The sequence below is a fragment of the Cupriavidus sp. GW821-FHT02F09 genome, from assembly GCF_059421605.1.
Genome location: NZ_JBWKVH010000009.1, coordinates 15,304 through 30,664, shown reverse-complemented (window position 1 = coordinate 30,664; position 15,361 = coordinate 15,304). Strand labels below are relative to the sequence as shown.

General features: G+C 67.2%; 14 protein-coding genes. 5 read left to right on the top strand and 9 right to left on the bottom strand.

All coding sequences use genetic code 11. The features are described from left to right. Positions 1–9: 9 nt before the first annotated feature. From AC07XB_RS12745 to AC07XB_RS12725, 5 genes are all read right to left on the bottom strand, one after another. Complete coding sequence (locus tag AC07XB_RS12745; RefSeq protein WP_492828003.1) at positions 10–1,521, bottom strand: sulfite reductase subunit alpha; 1,512 nt, start codon at positions 1,519–1,521, stop codon at positions 10–12. A 191-nt stretch (positions 1,522–1,712) separates the two neighbouring features. Continuing rightward, positions 1,713–2,720 (bottom strand): FAD:protein FMN transferase, encoded by a 1,008-nt coding sequence (locus tag AC07XB_RS12740; RefSeq protein WP_492827984.1) that lies wholly within the window; start codon positions 2,718–2,720, stop codon positions 1,713–1,715. A gap of 134 nt (positions 2,721–2,854) precedes the next feature. Further along, the gene (locus tag AC07XB_RS12735; protein WP_492811179.1) at positions 2,855–3,679 is read right to left on the bottom strand and encodes a DUF4198 domain-containing protein; all 825 of its coding nucleotides are present in this window, start codon (positions 3,677–3,679) and stop codon (positions 2,855–2,857) included. 72 nt (positions 3,680–3,751) lie between these two features. Further along, positions 3,752–4,276, bottom strand: coding sequence for a DUF2271 domain-containing protein (locus tag AC07XB_RS12730; protein WP_150985118.1), 525 nt, complete (start codon positions 4,274–4,276; stop codon positions 3,752–3,754). A 63-nt stretch (positions 4,277–4,339) separates the two neighbouring features. Then, positions 4,340–4,975 (bottom strand): PepSY-associated TM helix domain-containing protein, encoded by a 636-nt coding sequence (locus AC07XB_RS12725; protein WP_492375637.1) that lies wholly within the window; start codon positions 4,973–4,975, stop codon positions 4,340–4,342. A 398-nt stretch (positions 4,976–5,373) separates the two neighbouring features. On the opposite strand from AC07XB_RS12725, the gene AC07XB_RS12720 reads away from it, so the two are divergent. The 4 genes from AC07XB_RS12720 to AC07XB_RS12705 all read left to right on the top strand — a co-directional run bounded on the left by AC07XB_RS12720 (position 5,374) and on the right by AC07XB_RS12705 (position 9,394). Further along, positions 5,374–6,930 carry a methyl-accepting chemotaxis protein gene (locus tag AC07XB_RS12720; protein WP_492375638.1) on the top strand — a complete coding sequence of 519 codons (1,557 nt, stop codon included), beginning with the start codon at positions 5,374–5,376 and terminating at the stop codon, positions 6,928–6,930. Positions 6,931–7,617: 687 nt separating this feature from the next. Then, positions 7,618–8,064: a ferric iron uptake transcriptional regulator gene (gene fur, locus AC07XB_RS12715; protein WP_492811074.1), complete on the top strand. Its 447-nt coding sequence runs from the start codon at positions 7,618–7,620 to the stop codon at positions 8,062–8,064. Positions 8,065–8,156: 92 nt separating this feature from the next. Beyond that, positions 8,157–8,435, top strand: coding sequence for a hypothetical protein (locus AC07XB_RS12710; RefSeq protein ID WP_492375640.1), 279 nt, complete (start codon positions 8,157–8,159; stop codon positions 8,433–8,435). A 161-nt stretch (positions 8,436–8,596) separates the two neighbouring features. Beyond that, positions 8,597–9,394: a MipA/OmpV family protein gene (locus AC07XB_RS12705; protein ID WP_492827986.1), complete on the top strand. Its 798-nt coding sequence runs from the start codon at positions 8,597–8,599 to the stop codon at positions 9,392–9,394. 62 nt (positions 9,395–9,456) lie between these two features. On the opposite strand, the gene AC07XB_RS12700 is transcribed toward AC07XB_RS12705, so the two are convergent. Further along, complete coding sequence (locus tag AC07XB_RS12700) at positions 9,457–10,383, bottom strand: DMT family transporter (protein ID WP_492371950.1); 927 nt, start codon at positions 10,381–10,383, stop codon at positions 9,457–9,459. A 353-nt stretch (positions 10,384–10,736) separates the two neighbouring features. Between AC07XB_RS12700 and AC07XB_RS12695 the strand changes: the two genes are divergently transcribed. Beyond that, a complete protein-coding gene (locus AC07XB_RS12695; RefSeq protein WP_150985106.1) occupies positions 10,737–11,054 on the top strand; it encodes a PadR family transcriptional regulator in 318 nt (105 codons plus the stop codon). Positions 11,055–11,374: 320 nt separating this feature from the next. Here the strand turns inward: AC07XB_RS12695 and AC07XB_RS12690 are convergent, their stop codons facing one another. The 3 genes from AC07XB_RS12690 to AC07XB_RS12680 form a co-directional block, all read right to left on the bottom strand. After that, the gene (locus tag AC07XB_RS12690; protein WP_492371949.1) at positions 11,375–12,394 is read right to left on the bottom strand and encodes a putative 2-aminoethylphosphonate ABC transporter substrate-binding protein; all 1,020 of its coding nucleotides are present in this window, start codon (positions 12,392–12,394) and stop codon (positions 11,375–11,377) included. 84 nt (positions 12,395–12,478) lie between these two features. After that, positions 12,479–14,224, bottom strand: coding sequence for a putative 2-aminoethylphosphonate ABC transporter permease subunit (locus AC07XB_RS12685; protein ID WP_492811078.1), 1,746 nt, complete (start codon positions 14,222–14,224; stop codon positions 12,479–12,481). Further along, positions 14,221–15,321 (bottom strand): putative 2-aminoethylphosphonate ABC transporter ATP-binding protein, encoded by a 1,101-nt coding sequence (locus AC07XB_RS12680; RefSeq protein WP_492371947.1) that lies wholly within the window; start codon positions 15,319–15,321, stop codon positions 14,221–14,223. The genes AC07XB_RS12685 and AC07XB_RS12680 overlap by 4 nt, the downstream gene beginning before the upstream one ends. Positions 15,322–15,361 lie beyond the last annotated feature (40 nt).

The window sequence follows — 15,361 nt, the reverse complement described above, 5'->3', positions numbered from 1 at the left end:
CAGCCAGGCTCAGTAGACATCGCGCCGATACCGGTCCTGCTCACCAAGGCGCAGCAGGGCCTCTTCGCCCAGCACCTCCGACAGCGCCGCGTTGACGCCACCGGCCATGCCTTTGAGGCTGCCGCAAACGTAGATGGCCGCGCCGGCTTCGATCCATTCTCGCAATGCGTCGGCCGATGCGCGCACGGCGTCCTGCACGTAATGGAGCGAGCCGCCATCGCGCGAGTAGACCAGGTCCAGCCGCTGCAGCACGCCATTGGCCTGCCATGCGGTGAGCTCAGAGTGGTGGAACGCGTCGTGCTCCGCGGTGCGCTCACCAAACAGCAGCCAGTTGCGATGATGCCCGGCCGCGGCGCGGGCTTTCAGGTGCGCGCGCAGGCCGGCCAGGCCGGTGCCGTTGCCGATCAGGATCAGCGGGCGATCATCCGCAGGCGGATGAAAGCCGCGATTGGTGCGGATGCGCAGGGCGATGCCCGCGCCTGGCTCCGCATGCGCGGTGAGCCAGCCGGATGCCAGGCCGAGCCGGCCATCGTCATGGCGCGTCTGGCGCACCAGCAAATCCAGTTGCCCGTCGCCCGGCAGCGAGGCAATCGAATACTCGCGGTGCGGCAACAGCGGCAGCGTATCCACCAGCCGTTGCGGCGTGACGCCGGCCAGTGCGGCAAGATGCGGATCGGGCAGGACGATGCGCATGGCGAGCGCCTGCGCCAGCGTGGTGGATGCGCCATCGCAGCGCACGGCGGTGTCGCCGTCCAGCGAGAGCTTTGCCAGCACACGCGCCACTTCGGACGGCGCAAGACGCGGGCCGATCTCGGCGATGTCGCCGGCCTGCCACGACGGCGCGCCCCCGCCCACTGTGGCCGGCACCAGCGCAAGGTGGAAGGCTGGTGCGCCCGGGCTGCCCGGATTGAGCAGTCTGCGCTCGTGCAGGCGCCAGTCGGCGTAGCGGGGCATTTCCCAGTCGGCGATTTCGGCGCCGCCGGCGAGTGCGCTGAGATGGTTCTGCCAGTGGCGCAGGGCCCCGGCATCGCCATTGTCCACTTCCACCATGTCGAAGAGCGCCTGCGCATGCTGGCGCTGCATCCATGCCGACAGCGCGTGGCCGAAGGCGCAGTAGTTCGCGTAGCTGCGGTCGCCAAGCGCGAGGATGCCGTAGCGCAGCGCGCGCAGGCCACCTGCGCCGGCGGCGGCCGTCAGGCGGCGTGCAAAGCCCGAGGCGCTGTCTGGCGCATCGCCCTCGCCCGTGGTACTGACCACGAACAGCGCCTGACGGCAATGGGCAAGACGCCCGGCCACCAGCTGGTCGAACGATAGCAACTGCGCGGGCACGCCGGCATCCTGCAGCGCCTGCGCGGTCTGCAGCGCAAGCTGCTCGGCAAAGCCGCTCTGGCTCGCGTAGGCCACGACCGTGGCGCCGTCCTTGGCTTCCGATAGCTGGCCGGCGCGCGGACGCCGCCGGCGATGCCGGCCGATCACGGCGGCACAGAACCCGGCATAGGCTATTACCACGCCGGCGGCCATGCCCGCGCGGCTGGGTGCGAGAAAGCCCAGAGCGGTGCCGGCCACGCCAGCCAGCGCGCCCAGCAGGATCACGGCGTCGATGACGCGGAAGCGCTTGCGGGAATTGCCGGCATGGCCTTCGTGGCCCTGCCGGCGCGAGCTAGCCGCGGCCGGCGGGTCCATAGGCAGGGAGGAGGCGGTATCAGGCGTGGTCATGACAGCATGGCCTCGAAGGCCGGCGACAAGCGTTCGTCGAAGCCGTCGCTGCGGCGGATCAGGAAGCGCGCGGCCAGCGCATGGCGGCGGGCGAATACCATGCCCGCCTCGGGGCCCAGCACGGTCAGCGCGGTGGACAGCGCATCGGCCATCATGCATTGCGGGTGCAGCACCGTGACGGAGGCCAGCGCGTGGCTGGCCGGGTAGCCCGTGCGCGGGTCCAGCGTGTGCGCATAGCGGCGACCGCCACTATCGAAGTAACGCCGGTAGTCGCCCGAGGTGGCCACCGACAAGCCATGCAGCGCGACCAGCGTCTCGTGCCCCGCCGCGCCACCGCCCGGCGGCGTTTCCAGCGCGACCCACCACGGCATGCCGTCGGGCTTGACGCCATGGCCGCGCAGCTCGCCGCCGATTTCCACCAGGTGGTTGTCGATGCCCTGCCCGCTCAGGTAGCGCGACACCGCATCCACGCCAAAGCCCTTGGCGATGGCACAGAAATCCAGCCGGATGCCGCCGGGCTGCTGCACGCGGCTACCGGCCTCGTCGATGGCGATGCGCTGCCATGCGCATTGCGCGCGCGCCTGCTCCAGCGCCGCCAGCGCGGGCGCTTGGGCACGCTGCGGCGCCGGGCCGAAGCCCCACAGGTCGACCAGCGGCCCCGCGCTGGGGTCAAAGGCGCCGCCACTGTCGCGCGCCACTTGCAGCGCCGCCTTCAGCACGGTGAAGCAGTCGGCTGGCAGCACCTGCCAGCTGCCGGCCGCGGCGCGGTTGAAGCGGCTCACGTCCGAGGCTTCGTCCCAGTTGCTCATCTGCGCGACGACCTCGGCCAGCACGGCGCGGATGCCGGCGTCGAGCGTGTCTTGATCGACTGCCACGGGCGATGCGGCCCACGCCACCGACCATGTGGTGCCCATGGTCTCGCCTTGCCGCCAGCACAGGCGTGACGCCGCGGCAGGCACGGGCGGAACGGCACCAAGCGAAAGGGGAACCAGGACACGCTGCATATGAGACGGACGGGAGACGGACGGGAGACGGACAGGAGACGGAAATGACGAAAACACAAAAAGCCCGCTGGGGGCTTAGGGCTTGCGCAGGCGACGGGACTCACGCCCCGCCGCCTGCCGGCGTGGCATTGCGCTTACTGCGGCAGCACTTCCACCGTGGCCGCATAGCTGGCGCGGCGCGTCTTGGCTTCCTTGACGGCAACCTTGTCGTCGCGCACCTCGGCTTCCAGCCAGTACATGCCCGGGGCCGGCCACTTGACGCTGAACTTGCCGTCGGCGTCGGTGGTGAACGCCATTTCCTGCAACTGGTCGCGATAGCGGATACCGCCCGGCACCACGGCTACCTTGACGTTGGCGGCGGGCTTGCCGTCCAGCAACAGGCGGAAGCTGGCGGCGTCGCCGGCGACCAGGTCGTTCGGGTGGGTCACGGGCGCCAGCTCCAGGCCCCGGCCAGTGGTCTGCAGCACCTTGGCGGTGGGCTTGCCCGCCGTCACGAAGGCTTCCAGGCGGCTGTCGGCCTGCGTCACCTGCAGGTCCTGCGCGCCGGCCGGCACCTCCTTGGCGAAGGCTTCGGGCGAACCGCGCCAGCGCTTGGCCTGGCCGTCCACCTTGTAGCTGGCAAACAGGCCGTGGTTGACCATGGCCACCTTGTAGGTGCCGGGCTGAGTCAGGTGCACGTCGAAGGTGCTGCGATAGCGGCCGGTGCTGGCGTTCTCGACCTTGGCCGCGGCGCCGTCCGGCGCGGTCACGGCGAGGTTATCGAGGCGCAGCGGCACGTGCTCGAAGTAGAACAGGTCGTTCGACACGGCGGCGTCGACGGTCACCCACGGGTCGCTGCCCGACAGCACGGTCGCCGACGGCAGCAGCCACTGGCGGTGTGCGTGGGCGGCCAGCGGCATCAGCGCGGCCAGGGCCAGCGCGGCGGCCTGGACGGACAGTTTGGTGGCGAAGGTCTTCATCGTCATGCTCCTATTCCTCTTGCTATTGAATGCGGGGCTGGTTGATCAGTTCGGGGTTCGGGGCTCAGGGCTTCAGGGCTTCAGGTCGACCGAGACGCCGCCAAGCTCATGCTCGCCCTTGGCCTTGGCCGAAGCGGCTGCCTTCGGCGGCCAGGCAAAGGGCACGCGCAGCAGTTCGCGGCCGCCGACCTCGCGGGCGGCTTCCACGACGAGCTGATACTCGCCGGCGGGCAGCTTGCCCAGCGGCGCCTTGGCATCCGTGAAAGTGAGCGTGTGCTCTCCGGCCGCGCGCGTGGCGCCGGAGATGCCGTCGGCGGGCATCTGCATGTCGCGCCCGGCCTTGCGCCACCACTGGCGCATGTCCTTGAGCCACTTGGTGCCTTCGCCGTCCTTGTGCTTGACGTCATACCAGACGGCCAGCGTGGCGGCCGGGCTCTGGTCGGCGCGCTCGATCCACATCGAGACATAGGGCCGGTGGTATTCCGCGACGTTCAGGCGCGGGATCTCTACCTTGACGTTCATTTCGGCCGCCACGGCCGGGCTGGCGAATGGAGCCGCGGCCAGGCCGGTAAGGGTGACGGTAAGCAATCGGCGCATAACGGGACCTCGTCTTTGAACGGTAAATGGGATCAGGTGATCGTTAGTAATCGCTAGTGATCGTTAGTGGATGAACAGCAGCGCCAGCAGCAGCGGCACCACCACGCCCAGCCCGACCAGCGGCCAGGTCGCCATGCGGCCTCCGGCGTGCAGCTTGAGCAGGAACAAGCCGGTCACGCTGAAGATCAGGCAGGCTGCGGCGAACACATCCAGGAACAGGCTCCATGCGCGGCCGGTGTTGCGGCCCTTGTGCAGGTCGTTCAGGTAGGAGATCCAGCCCCGCGTGGTCTTCTCGTACTGCACATCGCCGCTGTCCAGTGCCACGCTGACCCAGGCGTCGCCACCCGGGCGCGGCAATGCGACATAGATCTCATCGGCCTGCCACTCGGCTTCACGGCCATGGGCGTTGATATCGAGTTCCTGCGACAGCCAGTTGGCCAGCGCCGCTGGCACCGGGCCCTTGTCTGCGTGCGTGGCCCGGCGCAAGGCCGCCGTGAGGCTGGCCGGCGCGCTCGCCGTGCGTGTGACCACTTGCGGGCGAGCCTCGATCTGGCCAGCGTGGTTGAGCGTGAAGCCGGTGACGGCAAATAGCAGCATGCCGATCAGGCACATTGCCGAACTGATCCAGTGCCACTGATGCAGGTGTTTGAGCCAGAATGCCCGGCGCTGCTGGCCTGCCGCTAGCGATGTTTCAGTCATGTCTGTTGATCTTCCGGCGCCCGGCAACCTGCTGCTCCGGTGCCTCACTGGTCAGCTTGCCGCGTCCGCGCGAAGGTGCCGCGCCCCATGCCAGGTGACGGCCCAGGCAAGCAAAGCGAAAAGATAATGGTTCTCATTTGAAATCGCAATGCTTGCGCTGGCGATCAGGCATTACGTTCCATTACACGCTCCACACTCGGAACGCCCCTTAAAGTGCAGCGTCATCCGCAGCCAAAAGATCATTTGTGCGGTTGCGTGCATGCCACTGCCAAATTCCCCTGCGAGCCTTGCTGCACCTGAGGAAATCCCCTAGCGAGCGGTCGTCAAGTTTGTCCTCCGGGCCGCCGTTATCGCCTCAGCAGTGCCGTAAATCCATAGCTAGAAAAAGGGGAGAGAGAATGCTGGAGCGCCTGAGCCTGAGGAAAAAATTGCTGTTGCCATTGCTGCTGAGCTGGGTCTGCCTGCTCGGGCTGACGCTATGGGACGCCTGGCAGATGCGCGAGCTGCGCCTGGCGGAGAGAAAGCTCGACCTGGCGCACGTCACCGAAACCGCGCTGTCCATGGTCCAGTCGTACGAGGCACTGGGGCGCAGCGGCAAGATGCCGATGGAAGAGGCCAAGCAGCAGGCCCTGGAGCGCGTGCGCGCCATCCGCTTTGGCGAGGACGGCTACTTCACCCTGATGCATTCCAACGCGGTTGTGGTGATGCATCCGTTCAAACCGGAGATGAACGGCAAGAACATGGAAGACACCAAGGACCCGAAGGGCACTTATCTGTTCCGCGATATTGCCGCGATCGGCAAAGGCGCGGGACAGGGTTACGTGCAGTACCTGTGGGCCAAGCCTGGCGCCGAGGCGCCGCAGCCCAAGCTGAGCTACGTGGCGAACTTCAAGCCGTGGGACTGGAACTTCATCGCCGGGGTCTACCTGGACGATATCGACGCGGCGTTCCGCCAGGCGCTGCTCAAGTCGCTGGCCTTGCTGCTGGGCATCGGCACGGTGATGACTGTGGTGGTGCTGCGCATCGCCAACGGCCTGCATAAACAGCTGGGCGGAGAGCCGGCGCTGACTTCACGCATCGCCGCGCGCATCGCCGAAGGCGACCTGGCCAGCGAAGTGCACACCGCGCCCGGTGACAACCACAGCGTGCTGTTCGCCATGCAGCAGATGCAAACCCGCCTGACCGGCGCCATCGGCAGCATCCGCGGCTCGGCGGATTCGATCGCCGGAGCGGCCAGGGAGATCGCCACCGGCAACGCCGACCTGTCGCGCCGCAGCGAAGAGCAAGCGGCGTCGCTGGAGCAAACGGCGGCCAGCATGGAGCAGCTCACCGGCACCGTGCGCCAGAGCGCCGACAACGCGCGCCAGGCCAGCCGCCTGGCCGAGGGCGCATCGGAGATCGCGGTGCGCGGCGGCGTCATCGTGGGCAAGGTGGTGAACACCATGGGCGAGATCAAGGCCGCCTCGGGCAAGGTGGTCGACATCATCGGCGTAATCGAAGGCATCGCCTTCCAGACCAATATCCTGGCGCTCAACGCGGCGGTGGAAGCCGCCCGCGCGGGCGACCAGGGCCGCGGCTTCGCGGTGGTGGCCGGCGAGGTACGCAGCCTGGCGCAGCGCAGCGCTACCGCCGCCAAGGAGATCAAGGCCTTGATCGGCAACTCCGCGCAGCGGGTGGATGATGGCTCGGCGCTGGTGGAAACCGCCGGGCAAGCGATGGACGAGATCGTGGAAGCGGTCAAGCGCGTGACCGACCTGATGGGCGAGATGCGCGCCGCCACCGAAGAGCAGACCGGCGGCATCGAGCAGGTCAACCAGGCCGTGACGCAGATGGACCAGATGGCGCAGCAGAACGCCGCGCTGGTGGAGCAGGCAGCCGCCGCGGCCGCCTCCCTCGAAGACCAGGCCGATGCGCTGCACCGCGCCGTTGGCACGTTCCGGCTGGCGGGCGCGTGAGATCCGCATAGGGCGGTAACCAGCGGCGCCCCGGGCTCGGCATGCCGGGCGCCGCCATCGCGCGCTTGACTGCGCGCTTCGCGTGCGCCGGGGACTTTCCCCGCTTGCCCGGCGCACGTTTTCTTTTTCCGCGCTCCTCCCTGCGTTTCCTCCCGCGCTTGCACGCAACTGGTGGCCGCGCCATCCGCAAAGCCCTTCCGAAATAAGTTGAAAATTTTCCTTGTAATGAGATTAATTCCCATTTACTATGGCCTCACTGACTGACGCAGGCGAGCAAGGAAGCAAGACAAGCTTGGCCTGGCGCCAGGCACCAGAACACAGCAAGGCCAGCGGCAAGTCCGCGGCAACAAGAATTTTGAGATGTCGCAACGCGGCATCCATCACCGTCTTTTGTGGGGACCGCTCCGTACCGCGGAGCGTTTGGCAGTAGCCAGTCACCGGAGGATCGGGAAAGCAACCAGACCCCGCTTTCCCGATCGCCTCTTCGGCCGACAAGCCAAGCCATTTTTTTATTCCGCGAGCCGTGCGCCACGGCTCGCAGCAGCGGGCGGCCTTCCTTGCAGGACGCCGCCCGCTGCACGCCTACGGTTGGAATCGCGAACGTCCGCCCAATGCGCGTGATGGCGCAGCCGGCCCAGACACCTTCATTTCCGATTGATGCGCCCCGTGCGGGCGCTAAGCCGCAGCATGCTGATGCCTCCCAACAGTACCGAACCCATTGACCTCAAGCGTGCCGGACTCAAGGCAACGTCACCGCGCGTTCGCGTGCTGGAAGTTTTCCGTGCCAGCCCACGGCGCCACCTCAGCGCCGAAGACGTCTACCGCATCCTGCTGGCACAGGAAGTCGATGCCGGCTTGTCGACGATCTACCGCGTGCTCAACCAGCTGGTGCAGGCCAACATCCTGCTGCGCCACAGCTTCGAAGCCGATCACGCAGTGTTCGAACTCAACGAAGGTGGCCACCACGACCACCTGATCTGCGTGGCCTGCGGCCGCGTGGAAGAATTCCGCGACGAAGCCATCGAAATCCGCCAGCGCGAAGTGGCAAGCGCCAATGCCTTCGTGCTGCGCGAGCACATGCTGGTGCTATACGGCCTTTGCCCTGGATGCCGAGCCGACAAATCCATCAACTGATACGGCCCTCGTTCCACCGCCCCCCATTGTCGGAACCACGGCCTCGCCCGTCTCCGCCCGTCGCGGGCACGGGTGCGCAACCGGAGTCCATCATGGATCGCCAGACCAAGCCCCTGACCGAACTCAAGCGCCTGCTGAACGATTGCCTGCATGCGCAACCCGGCTGCCAGGGCTGCCAGCTGCACGCCGTGTGCGTGCACCGGCCGGACCACACCGGGTGCAACTGGAGCGCGGAGGTCGATTTCCCCGGGACGAGCGACGAAGAAGCGATGCGGAGCTTGCCACTGGCACGCCGGGTAGTCGTGATGGTCAGGGAGCGCTTCAATGTGGAGCGGATGAACATGGGCGAACCGGGCTTGAGCCTGGCTTGAGCCCCCGGCACAGTTCACACAAGCAGGTGGCACTTGAGTGCAGGCACATGGGTGAGCGTTTTCCACCCTGCCAAATCCCCCCACCCCCTCCCCCTCCAGTTAAAATCCCCCGCTAGCCCCCGCGCGCAGCGCGGCCCCACTCAAACCCGCTCCGCGTCCAAATGCCCATCCCCTTCGCGCCCCGCCGCGCACTTCTGGCTCTAGCCCTCACCCTGGGCGCCACAGCCACCTGGGCAGCGCCTGACGCGCCGGCCACCACCGCGCCCACCAGTAACTGGAAGATCTCGGCCGGCCCGGGCGTGTACGCCGCGCCGGATTTCCCCGGCTCCCGCAGCACGCTTGTTTATCCGATCATCTACCAGGACATCGACTACGGCGGCCGCTTCTTCTCGCGCGGCTTCGACCTGCTAGGGGTCTACGCGGTCAACAACGATATCTGGCAGATCGGCGCCGACTTCCAGTTCGACCCGACCTGGCGCAAAAGCAAGAATGACAGCCGGCTCAGGGGCCTGGGCGACGTCAACATGACCATGCGGGCGCGCGCATTCGCGCAGGCGCAGGTGTCGTTCGTAACGTTCTCGGCGGATGTGGCGCAGGATATCGCTGGCCAGGGCCAGGGCTTGATTGCGAATGGCGATGTGCTGTTCAGCCTGCCAGCCGGTAAGTGGCTATTCACATTGGGGCCAGGGGTGACCTGGACCAACAGCAAGTACATGCAGACGTTCTTCGGCGTCACGGCGGAGCAAAGCGCGCGTTCCGGCCTGCAGACGCATGCCGTGGGTGCTGGCCTGCGCGAGTGGCATGCGAATGGCATCGTCACCTACGAGATCTCGCGCAACTGGTCCGCGCTGGCCTCCGTGACCTTTGCCCGGCTGCAGGGCGATGCGGCCAGCAGCCCGATCACCGAGCGGCGCCAGCAATGGACCACCATGGGGGCCGTGACCTACCGGTTCCGCTAAGCGCGGGGAGCACAGGTAGCGCGAGATGGGCTAGATGAGCGGGATGGCCGAGCCTTTCGCCGTCAGGGCCGGCCCGGCCCCGGCGCCACCACATTCGCGCTGGCAGCCGGGGCCGCGGGCCGCAGCACCAGCCAGACGGCCATCCCGATCAGCGCCCCGCCGGCGGCGTGTGCCCACGACAATTGCTCGCCAAGGAAGATGGCGCCCCAGACGATGCCGAACGGCGGGATCAGGAAGGTCACGGTCAGCGAGCGAACCGGGCCCAGGTCGGCAATCAGCCGGTAGTACAGGATGTACGCAATCGCCGTGCAAAGCATCCCCACCCCCAGCATCGCCATCCAAACGCCTGGGCCGGCGGCCGGCAGCGTGTTTTCGCGCATCAGTGCAACCGCGCTGAACGGCAGCAGGAACAGGGTGGCGCCAACCATGCTGCCCGTTGCCACCAGGCGCGCGTCCAGACCGCCCTGCGCGGTGATCCAGCGCCGCGCGAGGAAGCCCGCCAGACCGTAGCATGCGGTCGCCACCAGGCAGGCGGCGGCGCCGAGCAGCACCTGGGGCGAGAACGCTACCGGCCCGGTGCGGGTCAGCACCGCGACACCGGCAACGCCGAGGACGACGCCGCCGGCCTTGGCCAGCGTCAGGCGCTCGCTAAAGCACAGCGCGCCGATCAACACGCCCATCAGCGGCGTCATGGCGTTGAACACGGCGGAGTAGCCGGCCGGTAGCCACAGCGCGGCGAACGAGTACATGGCGAATGGGATGCCGGAGTTGATCACGCCCAGCACCATGACCTGCCGCCACTTGCCGCGCATGTTCCAGCGCACGCGCATCATCGCCAGGCAGGCCACGAGCGTCAGCGCCCCGATCAGTACCCGCAGAAAGGCGGCGGTCAGGGGACCAAGCACCGGCGCGCTGATCCGCAGGAACAGGAAACTGGCGCCCCAGATGGCGGCAAGGCTGAGCAGGCGGATCAGGTCGGTGGGTTTCATGGTGGGGAGAGAAAACGAGGATGGCGTGCCCGGATTAAACCCCGGTGCCAGTGTGGCCGCAAGCTGGTTTCGGACATCTCCCTGTCCCAGATTACCGCTGAAAAGTGCGTTTTAATGCGCTTTTTGGAGGAATCGCCACACTGACACCCTACTGACGAGGGGGCAGTCACATGAGTTGCGTGACAAGTCGTGTTTAGTTATTTTAAAATCTGATCTGCGCCAGAGTTAATTGACCCCTCCGACGCATTCCCGACAAGCCGCCACTTACGTGGCGGCTTCTTTTTTTTGCGGCGCACGGTTCACAACTATAAATCAACGTCAACCGCAATGGGAGATGACGCGTTTGCAGCGTCATGAAACGACAGTTCCTTGGCTTGCTAGCCCGCATTTACGTCCTCCAATTTGCCGTCGAGGTGCCGGCCACCGTGGCCATGCTCGCCGAGATGCTGATGGAGTACGGGTTCCAGGTGGATATTGGCACCGTCCGTCCCTTGCTGCGCGCCTTGCAGATGGAAGGCTACATGGAAAGCGTCCTGCGTGACGGCATCGGGCGTGTCTACCTGATCACGGAACGTGGCCGGGAAGAGCTGCGCAGCAGCCGCAGCCATGTTGACGACTTGTATCGCCGGCTGCACTCGCGCAACGATCCCTCGGAAGCGTCCCACGGTTGATTGCCAGCACGGGCGGCCAGGCTTGGCCGCTTTTGCGCAGCGCCCCGGCGGCGCTCGCGCCGGGGCAGCGTGAGTCCACACTCACGCCCTCGCCTCTCCTCACAATCCCCCCGCACGCTGCCCACCCAAAACGTCCAAACGGGGTCGTTTTGCCGCAACTCGTCATGCGACGAATAACGTACCCGTTTCTGCGTGGACCACCATGCTTTGCATCAATGAAAGCGCCCGGGCAAGCCGTACGCGCTGGATTGCGCACCGCTTGCCCGGGCTTACCGGCTGACGCTGATCGCCAGGTTTTACTTCTTTGCTTCTTTACTGATTTACTTCTTCTCGGCCTTGCCTTCGTAGCGCTTGCTCCACTCGGCGAGAATGCGGTCCCGGTTGGCGCTGGCCCACGTGAAGTCATTCTTGATCAGGCGCTTCTCGTAGTCGGCCGGCAGCAGCGGATCCGGCTTGGCGATGCCCGGGATGGCCAGCACCGCGAAGTTCTTCTCGTACAGCGCCATGGCGTCGGACGAAGCGGAGAAGTCGGCCAGCTTGCGCGCCGCATCCAGGTTCTTGGTGCCCTTGATGATCGCGGTGGCCTCGATGTCCCAGCCCAGCCCTTCGGACGGCAGCACGATGTCGATCGGCGCGCCTTCCTTCTTGGACTTCATCGCACGGTATTCAAACGCGATGCCGATCGGGAACTCGCCTTGCGCCGCCATCTTGCAGGGCTTGGAGCCGGAGTGCGTATACAGGCCGATGTTCTTGTGCAGGGCGTCCATGTAGGACCAGCCCTTTTGCTCGCCCATCATCTGCAGCCAGGCGCTCACGTCCAGGTAGCCGGTGCCCGACGACGCAGGATGCGGCATGACGATCTTGCCCGCGTATACCGGCTTGGCCAGGTCGGCCCACGACGTGGGCTTGGGCAAGCCCTGCTTTTGCGCCTCGATGGTGTTAAAGCAGATTGCCGCGCCCCATACGTCCATGCCAACCCATGCCGGCGGATTGGCGGCGCTGCGGTATTGCGCGTCCACCGCCGCCAGGTTCTTCGGCGCGTACGGCTGCAGCATGCCTTCCTTGTCGAGGATGGCGAGGCTGGAACCGGCCAGGCCCCACACCGCGTCGGCGCGCGGCGCGGCCTTCTCGGCCAGCAGCTTGGCGGTCACGATGCCGGTGGAATCGCGCACCCACTTGATCTCGATGTCCGGGTTGGCCTTCTCGAACGCGGCCTTGTAGGCGGCGATCTGGTCGGCCTCCAGCGCGGTGTAAACCGTCAGCACGGTATTGGCATGGGCGGCGCCGGCCAGCAGCGCGAAGGCGGCCACGGCGGTGGCGGTGCGGAACAGGTGAGTCATGGTTTCTCCTTGGTGGAAGGCGTGTCGTGAAGTTCGGGTCGTGAAATGCGTATCGCGGCGCCGGCGCTGGTTAGCGACGGCAAATCAAGGCGCCGGCGCGCGCCAGGCTTGCGTGCGGCGCAGCCAGCCGCGCGCGGCGCCCATCAGCAGCAGGCAGGCCAGCGCCGAGGTCAGCAGGATCAGCGTGGACATGGCCGCGGCTGGCGCGGTGTCGCCGGCATCATCCATGTTCAGCACCGAGATCGCGGCCAGCACGGTATCGGGGCTATAGAGGAAGATCACCGCGGATACCGTGGTCATGGCCGAGACAAACAGGTAGCGGAAGATATCGATCAGCGCGGGCAGGCAGATCGGCACCGTCACCCGCCAGCAGGTGACCAGCGGCGCCACGCCCAGCGACAGCGCGGCGGCCTCGAACTCGGCATCGAGCTGGCGCAGCGCGGCGGCGGCGGTAAGGTGGCCGGTGGTGTAGAAGTGGGCCACGTTGCAGATCACCAGCAGCGTCATGGTGCCGTAGAGCCCGTGCAGCGGATTGGAGGGCGCGTTGAAGAAGAACACATAGCCCAGCCCGAGTACCAGCCCGGGCACCGCCATCGGCAACACAAAGCCGGCGCGCAGCACGCCATGCAACCACGCCGGCCCGCGCGTGCGCTCGGTCAGCCACGCGCCGAAGAAGATCGCCAGCGTGCCGGCCAGTGCGCTCAGCGCGGCCAGGCGCAAGCTGTTGCGGTAGGCCAGCCAGCCGCCGCCATCCATATTGTCGAAGTCGTAATGCGCCAGCGTGAGCTGCAGGTTGTACGGCCACAGCTTGACCAGCGAAGCGCCCACCGCCGCCGCCAGCATGATCAGCAAGGCGGCGCCGATCACCGTCACCACCAGCGTGCAACACGTGTCGCGCAGCCCGTCGCGGCCCGGCACATAGACCTGGGCACGGCTCGACATCTGCGCGCGTTGCCGGCGCTGCATGGCGATGTCCACGCCGAACGTCAGCAGCGCCGGCAACAGCAGCAGCATGCCGATCAGCGCGCCGCGCGCGAACTGCTGTTGCCCCACCACGGCCTTGTAGGCTTCCAGCGCCAGCACCGGATAGCCGCCGCCCACCACCTTGGGCACGCCGAAATCCGTCACCACCAGCGTAAACACCAGGCACGCCGCGCCAAACAGGCCGTGCCGCGCACCCGGAAGCGTCACCGTGAGGAAGGTGCGCCAGGCGGAGGCCCCCATGGCGCGCGCGGCCTCGTACAGGCGCGCGTCGGCCAGCGAGAGCGCGGCCATCAGCACCATCAGCGCATGGGGAAACGTATAGAAGGCCTCGCCCAGCACGATGCCCCAGAAACCATAGATGCCGCCTGCGCCGAATGCCCCCTTGAAGACGCCCTGGTTGCCGAACAGGTAAACCAGCGCGATGCCCGGCAGCAGCGAAGGGGCGAACAGCGGCAGCAGCGCAATGCCCCGCCAGAGCGGCTTGAACGCGATACGGGAGCGTTGCAGCGCGTAGGCAAAGCCAAAGGCCAGCGGCACCACCAGCGCGGCCACGGTCAGCGAGACGGCCACGCTGCGGCCCAGCAGCGGCAGGAAATTCGCGTTGGCGACCATCTCGGCCACGCGCGCAGGCAAGGCCCAGCGCCCGGCTTCATCGAACCATGCCTGGCCAAACAGCGCCAGCAGCGGCAGTACCAGCGCCACGGCCAGCCCGGCAAGCCAGAGCCACTTCATCGCAGCGGGCGCGGCATGCGCGATGCGGTCCGCCGCGCTGCCGGCGCCACGCCCGCGCCTGACAGTGGCATCGCGATCGGCCTTCGCCCCGGCCACGGGCAATGCGCGCGTCATGCGAACACCTGCAGCGCCTGGCTGGGCAGCGACACCCAGAACTTGTGGCTGCCCGGCGCCGGCAGCAGGTGGCGCTCCTCGCGCAGTACGTCGGCAAACAGCGTGTGGCCCGGCAGGCGGTCGGCCTCCAGCATCAGGCGATAGCGGCTGCCCAGATAGGTCTGGTCGACAATGCGCGCCAGCAGGCGGTTGGGCTCGCCTTCCACGGGGTGCAGCCGGATGGCTTCCGGGCGGCAGCACAGCCGGGCTGCGCCTTCGGCCACCTCGCCGGCGCGGGCCGGGGACACGGCCAGGTCGAGCTCGCCCACGCTGAAGGTATCGCGCCCGCTGAGCCGGCCATCCAGCCAGTTGGCCTGACCGATGAATTCGGCCACGAAGGCCGAGGCCGGGCGCTCGTAGATCTCGCCGGGCGTGCCGACCTGCGCGATGCGCCCGCCCTCCATCACGGCGATGCGGTCCGCCATCGCCATGGCTTCATCCTGGTCGTGCGTGACCATGACGGTAGTGACGTTCAAGCGCCGCTGCAACTGGCGCAACTCCAGCCTCAGATGCTCGCGCACCCTCGCATCGAGTGCCGACATCGGCTCATCGAGCAGCAGCAGCGACGGTGCCGGCGCCAGCGCGCGCGCCAGTGCCACGCGCTGCTGCTGGCCGCCCGAGAGCTGGCCGGGGAACTTGCGCTCGCTGCCCGCCAGGCCTACCAGCGACAGCATTTCCGCGACGCGGGCTTCGCGATGCGCACGTCCCATGCCCCGGCCCTGCAAGCCGTAGGCCACGTTCTGGGCCACCGGCAGATTGGGAAACAGCGCATAGGACTGGAACAGGATGCCGTAGTCGCGCGCCTGCGGTGGCAAGCCTGTCAGCTCGCGCCCGCCGGCGTGGATACGGCCCGTGTCCTCGCGCTCCAGCCCCGCGATGATGCGCAGCAAAGTGGTCTTGCCGCAACCCGAAGGGCCCAGCAGGCACAGCAGTTCCCCCTGCGCCACCGACAGCGAAACGCCGTCCAGCGCCTGGAACCCTCCCGCCCCTCCGAAACGCTTGCCTACCTGCTCGACCGCCAGGAACGCGCGGCCCGGCGCGGACTCACCTGCTTGCATGGACAACCCTCTGCGCTTTGATAACAGCGGGCAGCATAGG

Bases quoted from the DNA above. Each gene is read 5' to 3' on its own strand.
- AC07XB_RS12745 (WP_492828003.1), bottom strand. From the start codon at position 1,521: ATGGCCGCCGGCGTGGTAATAGCCTATGCCGGGTTCTGTGCCGCCGTG.
- AC07XB_RS12740 (WP_492827984.1), bottom strand. From the start codon at position 2,720: ATGCAGCGTGTCCTGGTTCCCCTTTCGCTTGGTGCCGTTCCGCCCGTG.
- AC07XB_RS12735 (WP_492811179.1), bottom strand. From the start codon at position 3,679: ATGAAGACCTTCGCCACCAAACTGTCCGTCCAGGCCGCCGCGCTGGCC.
- AC07XB_RS12730 (WP_150985118.1), bottom strand. From the start codon at position 4,276: ATGCGCCGATTGCTTACCGTCACCCTTACCGGCCTGGCCGCGGCTCCA.
- AC07XB_RS12725 (WP_492375637.1), bottom strand. From the start codon at position 4,975: ATGACTGAAACATCGCTAGCGGCAGGCCAGCAGCGCCGGGCATTCTGG.
- AC07XB_RS12720 (WP_492375638.1), top strand. From the start codon at position 5,374: ATGCTGGAGCGCCTGAGCCTGAGGAAAAAATTGCTGTTGCCATTGCTG.
- fur (WP_492811074.1), top strand. From the start codon at position 7,618: ATGCTGATGCCTCCCAACAGTACCGAACCCATTGACCTCAAGCGTGCC.
- AC07XB_RS12710 (WP_492375640.1), top strand. From the start codon at position 8,157: ATGGATCGCCAGACCAAGCCCCTGACCGAACTCAAGCGCCTGCTGAAC.
- AC07XB_RS12705 (WP_492827986.1), top strand. From the start codon at position 8,597: ATGCCCATCCCCTTCGCGCCCCGCCGCGCACTTCTGGCTCTAGCCCTC.
- AC07XB_RS12700 (WP_492371950.1), bottom strand. From the start codon at position 10,383: ATGAAACCCACCGACCTGATCCGCCTGCTCAGCCTTGCCGCCATCTGG.
- AC07XB_RS12695 (WP_150985106.1), top strand. From the start codon at position 10,737: ATGAAACGACAGTTCCTTGGCTTGCTAGCCCGCATTTACGTCCTCCAA.
- AC07XB_RS12690 (WP_492371949.1), bottom strand. From the start codon at position 12,394: ATGACTCACCTGTTCCGCACCGCCACCGCCGTGGCCGCCTTCGCGCTG.
- AC07XB_RS12685 (WP_492811078.1), bottom strand. From the start codon at position 14,224: ATGACGCGCGCATTGCCCGTGGCCGGGGCGAAGGCCGATCGCGATGCC.
- AC07XB_RS12680 (WP_492371947.1), bottom strand. From the start codon at position 15,321: ATGCAAGCAGGTGAGTCCGCGCCGGGCCGCGCGTTCCTGGCGGTCGAG.